Source organism: Cellulomonas citrea (assembly GCF_009829685.1).
Lineage (GTDB): Bacteria > Actinomycetota > Actinomycetes > Actinomycetales > Cellulomonadaceae > Cellulomonas > Cellulomonas citrea.
In genome coordinates this window covers 1-706 of the sequence record NZ_VWSD01000341.1, presented here as the reverse complement: position 1 = coordinate 706, position 706 = coordinate 1, and the positions used below count along the sequence as shown (strand labels likewise).

The following is a 706-nucleotide window of genomic DNA, read 5'->3' as shown; positions in this document are numbered from 1 at the left end:
CAACCCCACCACGGGCATCATTTACCATCCTGAATCTTCCGGCGCAGGCAACTACTCAAGCTCGGATGTGAAACGCGACCACTGGGACAACTACAAGTACATGAATGTCTACATTCAGAATGATTTATACGCCGATGGCGTGACCAATAACTCCGGGGTAGCCTGGTATCCTGATACCGCCATGTCCGACGAAGGCCTGGCACGCGTGACCTACAATGGCGCGTATTTGGGCAGCAATACCGACGAGAATTTCCGCTCTGTGCTCACCCATGAATTTGGTCACTTCCTCGACCTGATCCACACCTTCGAGGGGGGCTGTAAGCGCGGTGCCAATCGTCGCTGTTCAACCACAGGGGATGATATCTGCGATACCCCGCAACAGAACGGCTGGCAGATGAATCCTGGGGATGGCGGTGTGCTCAACTGCCTGGGCGAAACCATCAACTGGCAGAACTTCATGGCCTATTCGGATCAATACGCCAACTACACCCAAGATCAGGTGGATCGCATGGTCAATGGCTTAAGCAGCGCCGCGCGCAACACCTTGTGGTCACCGGCTAACTTGGCGGCCACAGGCGCCGACAATTAATCCACTCGCTTGGCGCAGACATGCAAAACGCAGCTTCAAGCTGCGTTTTGCATCATGCTTATGCTGCGTCTGCTTATGCTATTTCTTCAAACGGTACACCACTTCGACCCTGTCTTC

Annotated in this window: 1 protein-coding gene; it reads left to right on the top strand. The window is 54.1% G+C overall.

Annotation, left to right across the window (positions count from 1 at the left end):
• The coding region (locus F2B26_RS17795) for a M43 family zinc metalloprotease (protein ID WP_268891128.1) at window positions 1-589 on the top strand (589 nt) is incomplete at its 5' end.
• Window positions 590-706: the final 117 nt, after the last annotated feature.